Genomic DNA, 6,979 nt, shown 5'->3' on the forward strand with positions numbered 1-6,979 from the left:
ACCCCCGGGCATCGGCCGGGCCGGTGCCTACACTCGAAGACGGAAAGGAGAGACCATGCGGATCACCGGCCTCGGCCACGCTGGCATGTTCATCGAGACGGCGGGCGGAAGCATCCTGTGCGACCCCGTGATCGGGCCGACCTTCTTCGGCTCCTGGTTCCCCTTCCCCGACAACCGGGCCCTCGACTGGGAGAAGTACGGCAAGGCCGACTTCCTCTACGTGTCGCACCGGCACCGTGACCACTTCGACCCGGCGCTCATGGAGCGCCACATCCCGAAGACCATCAAGGTGCTGCTCCCAGAGTAACCCACGGACGACCTCGAGCAGGACCTCCGCAAGCTCGGCTACGACAACATCGTCTACACCCAGGCCGGCGTGCCGCTGGAGTTCGGCCCCCTCAAGCTGATGGTCACGCCGCTGCGAGCCCCCAGCGACGGCCCGATCGGCGACTCGTCGCTGTCGGTCGACGACGGCACGGCCAGCATCCTGAACCAGAACGACTCGCACCCGCTGGACCTCGATAAGCTCATGTCGTTCTCGAAGCCGGACGCGTACTTCACGCAGGTGTCCGGCGCCATCTGGTGGCCGATGGTCTACGACCTGCCGCAGGACGCCAAGCAGAACTTCGCCAAGCTCAAGCGCGACGCGCAGAACAAGCGCGCCATGTACTACATCGAGAAGGTGGACGCCGAGCACGTCTTCCCGATGGCCGGTCCGCCCATGTTCCTGCGCGAGGAGCTGTTCCGCTACAACGGGCAGGGCCTCGAAGGCGACGCGATCTTCACCGACCAGCGGGAGTTCCTCGCCCACATGCGCGAGCAGCGGCCCGCGCAGAAGGGCTACGAGTTCCTTCCGGGCACGGTGGTCGACATCGTCGGCAGCGAGGTCTCGATCACGCAGACGCTGTACACGGATGCCGAGATCGACCGCGTCTTCGACGACAAGTGGTCGTACCTCGCCGAGCAGCGCGACAGCCGCCAGGACGAGATCCGCGCGGAGGAGGCGTCCCGTGCCCCCGTGCTGCCGCCGCAGGAGATGCTCGCGGCGATCAAGGAGTGGTGGGAGCCGCTGCTGCGCCGGGCCCGCACGATCCGCAACGGCGTCGGCGGCAACGTGCGCTTCCGCATCGGCGACCTCGACATGGTCGTCGACTTCCCGAAGGCGAAGGTGCGCGAGTACGACGGCGAGGAGTGCATCTACTGGTACACGATCCCCGCCGACCTCGTCTCGACGAACATCCGCGACCACGAGATCGACTGGTCGAACTCGATCTTCCTGTCGATGCAGTTCGAGGTCGGACGCAGCGGCAAGTTCAACGAATTCCTCACCACGTTCCTCAAGTGCCTCTCGCGCGACCGCATCGAGTACGTCGAGAACTGGTACTCGGAGCAGACCGACCAGACCGAGGACGCGCAGCTGGGCGACTGGACCGTCCAGCGTCGCTGCCCGCATCTTCGCGCGGACCTCACGAAGACCGGCAAGATCGAGGACGGCGTCCTCACCTGCTCGCTGCACGACTGGAAGTGGGACCTCGCGTCGGGCCGGTGCCTGACCAGCCAGGGCCACCCGATCCGCGCGTCGCAGGTGGCGCAGGCCGACGAGAGCGAAGCCGCGGTCCCGGCCGCCTGACGCTTCTTGTAGAGGTCGCACAACGAAACGCCCGCCACGCCGGGCGTTTCGTTGTATCGTCGCGCCGAAATCCCGCGGGGGAGTATCAGCGGGGCCGGGTGCGGATCCTGATCACCGTGCCCGCCAGACGGGCGATCAGATCACGAAGGAGCCCGTCATGACCACTGACCCCGTCCACGGCGCCGCCGCTGCCGTCACGCCGTCCGTCCGCCGCACCAGCCCGCTGCAGGCGGCCCTCGCCTTCGAGGCCCGCGCCGAGGGCGCCGTCAAGGTGTTCCTCGAGCGCTGGAGCATCCCGGTCCTGCGCGTCGCCCTGGGCCTCGTGTTCGCCGTCTTCGGCGTGCTGAAGTTCATCCCCGGGCTCAGCCCGATCGAGGAGCTCGTCGGGCGCACGTGGAACGCGCTGTCGTTCGGCATGATCACCGGGTACCCGGCGCTGGCCATCACCGCTGCGATGGAGACGCTCGTGGGGGTGCTGCTGGTCGCCGGGGTCTTCCAGCGGTTCGCGCTGGCCGTGCTCGCCGTGACGTTCGTCGGCATCCTGTCGCCGCTCGTGTTCTTCACAGGCGAGCTGTTCACGCCCGGACCGACGTTGACGGCCCAGTACATCCTGAAGGACGTCATCCTGGTGGCCGCGGCGCTGGTGGTGGCATCCCGCGCTCTTCGCGCGGCGCCCCCGCAGCACTGACGCACAGCCCTGAGCCGGGGCGGACCGTCACGGTCCGCCCCGGCTTCGTGCGTCGCGACCGGCCGCGTGTCGTAGACTGGACGCCGATCACAGCAACCTTTAACCCCGTCCCGTGAGGCGGAGAAGGGAGCGGCGGATGAGCACGCGCACCGTGCTGCATGAGGCCGACATCGCCCGGGCCCTGACTCGGATCTCGCACGAGATCCTCGAGTCCAACAAGGGACCCGATGGCCTGGTCCTCCTCGGCATCCCCACTCGCGGAGTCACGCTCGCGAACCGCATCGGCGCGCTCGTCGAGCAGTTCGGCGGCGTCGCGGTGCCGATCGGGGCACTCGACGTCACGATGTACCGCGACGACCTGCACCGCAACCCGACGCGTGCGCCGCAGCGCACCCAGATCCCGGACGGCGGCATCGACGGCAAGGTCGTGGTGCTCGTCGACGACGTGCTCTTCTCGGGTCGCAGCATCCGCGCCGCTCTCGACGCGCTGCAGGACATCGGGCGTCCCTCGGCCGTCCGGCTCGCGACGCTCGTCGACCGCGGCCACCGCGAGCTGCCGATCCGGCCGGACTTCGTCGGCAAGAACCTGCCGAGCTCCCGCGAGGAGCGGGTGAACGTCCGGCTGAACGAGGTCGACGGCAGCGACTCCGTCACCATCGAGGGGCGGTGATCCGGCGATGAGGCACCTCCTCGACACCCGGACACTGGCCCGCCAGGACGCGCTGCGGATCCTCGACGTCGCCGAGGACATGGCCGACACCCAGCAGCGCGAGATCAAGAAGCTTCCGACGCTGCGCGGCAAGACCGTCGTGAACCTCTTCTTCGAGGACTCCACGCGCACGCGCATCTCGTTCGAGGCGGCCGCGAAGCGGCTGTCGGCGGACGTCATCAACTTCTCGGCGAAGGGCTCGAGCGTCTCGAAGGGCGAGTCGCTGCAGGACACCGCTCAGACGCTGCAGGCGATGGGGGCGGATGCCGTCGTCATCCGCCACGGTGCGTCCGGGGCGCCGCGCACGCTGGCCACGAGCGGCTGGATCAGCGCCGGCGTCGTCAACGCGGGCGATGGCACCCATGAGCACCCGACGCAGGCGCTCCTGGACGCGTTCACGATCCGCAAGCGCCGATTCGGCGCCGACAGCCGGGGCCGCGACCTCGCGGGCGTCAAGGTGACGATCGTCGGCGACATCCTGCACTCGCGCGTCGCGCGCTCGAACGTGTGGCTGCTCGACACCCTGGGCGCCCAGGTCGCCCTCGTCGCGCCGCCGACGCTCGTGCCCCAGGACGTCTCGGCGTGGCCGGTCCGCGTGCTGTACGACCTCGACGAGGCGATCGCGGCCGGCCCCGACGCGCTGATGATGCTGCGCATCCAGCTCGAGCGCATGAACGCCGCCTATTTCCCCACCGAGCGGGAGTATTCCCGCCGCTGGGGCCTCGACCCCCTGCGACTGCGCGCGCTCGGCGCCGATAGCATTGTCATGCACCCCGGTCCGATGAACCGGGGCCTGGAGATCTCCGCAGAAGCCGCGGATTCGCCGCGCTCGACGGTGCTCGAGCAGGTGACCAACGGCGTCTCGGTGCGCATGGCGGCGCTCTACCTGCTGCTCGCCGGTGCGGACGACCTTACGACCGAGGACCCGGCGCCCGCCGCTGCGAAGGAGACCACCCGATGAGCGAGACCATCCTCTTCCGCGGCGCGCTGATCGAGGGCACCGCCGCCAGTGACGTCATCGTCGACGGCGGAGTGATCGCCGAGATCGGTCCCGGTCTCAGCCGCGCCGGCGCCACCGTCGTGGACGCCGACGGCCTCGTGCTGCTGCCGGGCCTCGTGGACCTGCACACGCACCTGCGCGAGCCCGGGTATGAGGCATCCGAGACGATCCTCACCGGATCCCGCGCCGCCGCCGCCGGCGGCTACAGCGCCGTGTTCGCGATGCCCAACACCTCGCCCGTCGCCGACACCGCCGGGGTCGTCGAGCAGGAGCTCGCCCTCGGCGAGGCGGCCGGGTTCGTCACGGTGCAGCCGATCGGCGCCGTCACCGTGGGGCAGAAGGGCGAGCGACTGGCCGAGCTCGGCGCGATGGCCGATTCGCGCGCGCGCGTGCGCGTCTTCAGCGACGACGGCTTCTGCGTGTGGGATCCGCTGATCATGCGTCGCGCGCTGGAGTACGTGAAGGCGTTCGACGGCGTCATCGCCCAGCACGCGCAGGACCCCCGACTGACGGAGGGCGCCCAGATGAACGAGGGCGCCGTCTCGGCGGAGCTCGGCCTGGCCGGCTGGCCCGCCGTGGCCGAGGAGTCGATCATCGCGCGCGACGTGCTGCTCGCCGAGCACGTCGGCTCGCGCCTGCACGTGTGCCACCTGTCGACCGCGGGCTCGGTCGACATCATCCGCTGGGCGAAGAAGCGTGGTGTGAACGTCACCGCCGAGGTCACTCCGCACCACCTGCTCCTCACGGACGAGCTTGTGCGGGATTACGACGCGCGCTTCAAGGTCAACCCCCCGTTGCGGCGCGAGGAGGACGTGCTCGCCGTGCGCGAGGGCCTCGCCGACGGCACGATCGACATCGTCGCGACCGACCACGCGCCTCACCCCGCCGAGGCGAAGTCGTGCGAGTGGCACGCGGCCGCGAACGGCATGGTCGGTCTGGAGAGCGCACTGCGCGTCGTACAGCAGGCCATGGTCGACACCGGTCTCATCACGTGGGGCGACGTCGCTCGCATCATGTCGCGCGAGCCCGCCCGCATCGGCCGGCTCGCAGGGCACGGGACGCCGCTCACGGCCGGGCAGCCGGCATCCCTCGCCTTCTACGACCCCTCGCCCCGCCGGACGTTCACGACCGACGACCTGCGCGGCCGCAGCCACAACTCGCCCTACCTCGGGCGCGAGCTGCCCGGCGACGTGCGCTGGACGCTGCATGCCGGCACCGTGACCGTCGCCGACGGCGCGCTCCTCGACACCCCGGGGGTGCGCGCATGACGCGCGAAGGCGCCCTGGCGATCATGATCGCCGTCGCCGTGGGCCTGCTCGCCGCGCTGGCGTGGGCGTGGTGGCGACGAACGCGGCGCGACGCGGCGTTCCACGCGCCGGTCGGCGAGATCCCCGGCGGCGCACACGAGCTCGCGGCATTCGCGGCGCTCTACGTCGCCACCACACGGCACGGCGACCCGCTCGAGCGGCTCGCGATCGCCGGTCTCGGATTCCGCTCCCGGTCCGACGTCACCGTGACGGACGCCGGCGTCGCGCTCGACCTCACGGGCCAGCCCCGCGTCTTCGTCGCGGCGGACCGCATCGCCGACGTCGGCCAGTCGACGGTCGCCATCGACCGCGTCGTCGAGCCCGGCGGCCTCGTGCGCCTGGCCTGGCGCCTCGACGACGGCACCGTCGTCGACTCCTACCTCCGCCCTCAGGATGCCTCGGCCCGCGCCCTCGCGGACGCCGTGGCCGGCATCCTTCCCCCGACCCAGACGGGAACGAACGCATGACCTCCCTGTTCCAGACCGCACCCGCCGTCCTCGTGCTCGAGGACGGTACCCGCCACGTCGGCCGCGCCTACGGCGCCCAGGGCACGACGCTCGGCGAGGTCGTCTTCGCCACCGGCATGACCGGCTACCAGGAGACCCTCACCGACCCCTCGTACGCGGGCCAGATCGTGCTGCAGACGGCGCCGCACATCGGCAACACCGGCATGAACTCCGAAGACCCCGAGTCCCGACGCATCTGGGTGTCGGGCTACATCGTGCGCGATCCCTCCCGCGTCGTCTCGAACTGGCGCGCCGACGAGTCGCTCGACGAGGCTCTCGTGAACGACGGGGTCATCGGCATCAGCGGCATCGACACCCGCGCGGTCACGCGTCACATCCGGTCGGCCGGCAGCATGCGCGGCGGGATCTTCTCCGGCGACGCCGCCGCACTCGACGCCGACGAGCAGCTGCGCCTGGTGCGAGAGGCGCCCGAGATGGCCGGCCTCAACCTATCCGCCGAGGTGTCCGTCGCGGCCGCCGAGGTGACCCCGGCCACCGCCGAGCGCATCGGCAACCTCGCGGTGCTCGACCTCGGCGTGAAGCAGGCCACGGTCGACAACCTCGCCGCGCGCGGGTTCGACGTCCATGTGCTGCCCCAGTCGGTGACCATCGACGAGATCCGCGCGATCGACCCGGTCGCGGTGTTCTACTCGAACGGCCCCGGCGACCCCGCCGCGTCGGGCGATCACGTCGACCTGCTGCGCGGCGTGCTCGACGACGGCCTGCCGTTCTTCGGCATCTGCTTCGGCAACCAGCTGCTCGGGCGCGCACTCGGGCTCGGCACGTACAAGCTGCCGTTCGGCCATCGTGGCATCAACCAGCCGGTGCTCGACAAGGCCACCGGGCGCGTCGAGATCACCGCCCACAACCACGGCTTCGCCGTCGAAGCGCCCCTGGAGGGCTCGTTCGACAGCCCCAACGGCTACGGCAAGGTCGAGGTCAGCCACGTCGGCCTCAACGACCACGTGGTCGAGGGCCTGCGCGCACTCGACATCCCCGCCTTCTCGGTGCAGTACCACCCCGAGGCCGCCGCCGGCCCGCACGACGCCAACTACCTGTTCGACCGCTTCCGCGACCTGGTCGTCGCGAACCTGGAGACCAAGAAGAATGCCTAAGCGCGACGACATCAACTCCGTCCT

Annotated in this window: 8 protein-coding genes; all 8 read left to right on the forward strand. The window is 70.4% G+C overall.

Going from position 1 to position 6,979, the window contains the following annotated elements:
• The first annotated feature begins 55 nt into the window (after nt 1–55).
• Nucleotides 56–307 (forward strand): MBL fold metallo-hydrolase, encoded by a 252-nt coding sequence (locus tag ACTHNQ_RS13175; RefSeq protein ID WP_440334023.1) that lies wholly within the window; start codon nt 56–58, stop codon nt 305–307.
• Between the two features lie 69 nt (nt 308–376).
• Nucleotides 377–1,630, forward strand: coding sequence for a Rieske (2Fe-2S) protein (locus ACTHNQ_RS13180; RefSeq protein WP_440334025.1), 1,254 nt, complete (start codon nt 377–379; stop codon nt 1,628–1,630).
• Between the two features lie 157 nt (nt 1,631–1,787).
• Nucleotides 1,788–2,318, forward strand: coding sequence for a DoxX family protein (locus tag ACTHNQ_RS13185; protein WP_440334027.1), 531 nt, complete (start codon nt 1,788–1,790; stop codon nt 2,316–2,318).
• Between the two features lie 136 nt (nt 2,319–2,454).
• On the forward strand, nt 2,455–2,988 hold the full coding sequence (gene pyrR / locus ACTHNQ_RS13190) for a bifunctional pyr operon transcriptional regulator/uracil phosphoribosyltransferase PyrR (RefSeq protein ID WP_440334029.1): 534 nt from the start codon (nt 2,455–2,457) through the stop codon (nt 2,986–2,988).
• A 7-nt stretch (nt 2,989–2,995) separates the two neighbouring features.
• Nucleotides 2,996–3,988, forward strand: a complete 993-nt coding sequence (locus ACTHNQ_RS13195; protein ID WP_440334031.1) for an aspartate carbamoyltransferase catalytic subunit — start codon at nt 2,996–2,998, stop codon at nt 3,986–3,988.
• The gene (locus tag ACTHNQ_RS13200; protein ID WP_440334033.1) at nt 3,985–5,295 is read left to right on the forward strand and encodes a dihydroorotase; all 1,311 of its coding nucleotides are present in this window, start codon (nt 3,985–3,987) and stop codon (nt 5,293–5,295) included. The genes ACTHNQ_RS13195 and ACTHNQ_RS13200 overlap by 4 nt, the downstream gene beginning before the upstream one ends.
• Nucleotides 5,292–5,801, forward strand: a complete 510-nt coding sequence (locus ACTHNQ_RS13205) for a PH-like domain-containing protein (RefSeq protein WP_018170780.1) — start codon at nt 5,292–5,294, stop codon at nt 5,799–5,801. The genes ACTHNQ_RS13200 and ACTHNQ_RS13205 overlap by 4 nt, the downstream gene beginning before the upstream one ends.
• Nucleotides 5,798–6,955: a glutamine-hydrolyzing carbamoyl-phosphate synthase small subunit gene (carA, locus tag ACTHNQ_RS13210; protein WP_440334035.1), complete on the forward strand. Its 1,158-nt coding sequence runs from the start codon at nt 5,798–5,800 to the stop codon at nt 6,953–6,955. Before ACTHNQ_RS13205 ends, carA begins: the two co-directional genes overlap by 4 nt.
• Nucleotides 6,956–6,979: the final 24 nt, after the last annotated feature.

This window comes from Microbacterium sp. (assembly GCF_051953575.1).
Lineage (GTDB): Bacteria > Actinomycetota > Actinomycetes > Actinomycetales > Microbacteriaceae > Microbacterium.

Excerpts from the sequence above, each read along its gene's own strand:
- ACTHNQ_RS13185 (WP_440334027.1), top strand. The coding sequence starts at position 1,788 with ATGACCACTGACCCCGTCCACGGCGCCGCCGCTGCCGTCACGCCGTCC.
- ACTHNQ_RS13175 (WP_440334023.1), top strand. The coding sequence starts at position 56 with ATGCGGATCACCGGCCTCGGCCACGCTGGCATGTTCATCGAGACGGCG.
- ACTHNQ_RS13200 (WP_440334033.1), top strand. The coding sequence starts at position 3,985 with ATGAGCGAGACCATCCTCTTCCGCGGCGCGCTGATCGAGGGCACCGCC.
- ACTHNQ_RS13195 (WP_440334031.1), top strand. The coding sequence starts at position 2,996 with ATGAGGCACCTCCTCGACACCCGGACACTGGCCCGCCAGGACGCGCTG.
- pyrR (WP_440334029.1), top strand. The coding sequence starts at position 2,455 with ATGAGCACGCGCACCGTGCTGCATGAGGCCGACATCGCCCGGGCCCTG.
- carA (WP_440334035.1), top strand. The coding sequence starts at position 5,798 with ATGACCTCCCTGTTCCAGACCGCACCCGCCGTCCTCGTGCTCGAGGAC.
- ACTHNQ_RS13205 (WP_018170780.1), top strand. The coding sequence starts at position 5,292 with ATGACGCGCGAAGGCGCCCTGGCGATCATGATCGCCGTCGCCGTGGGC.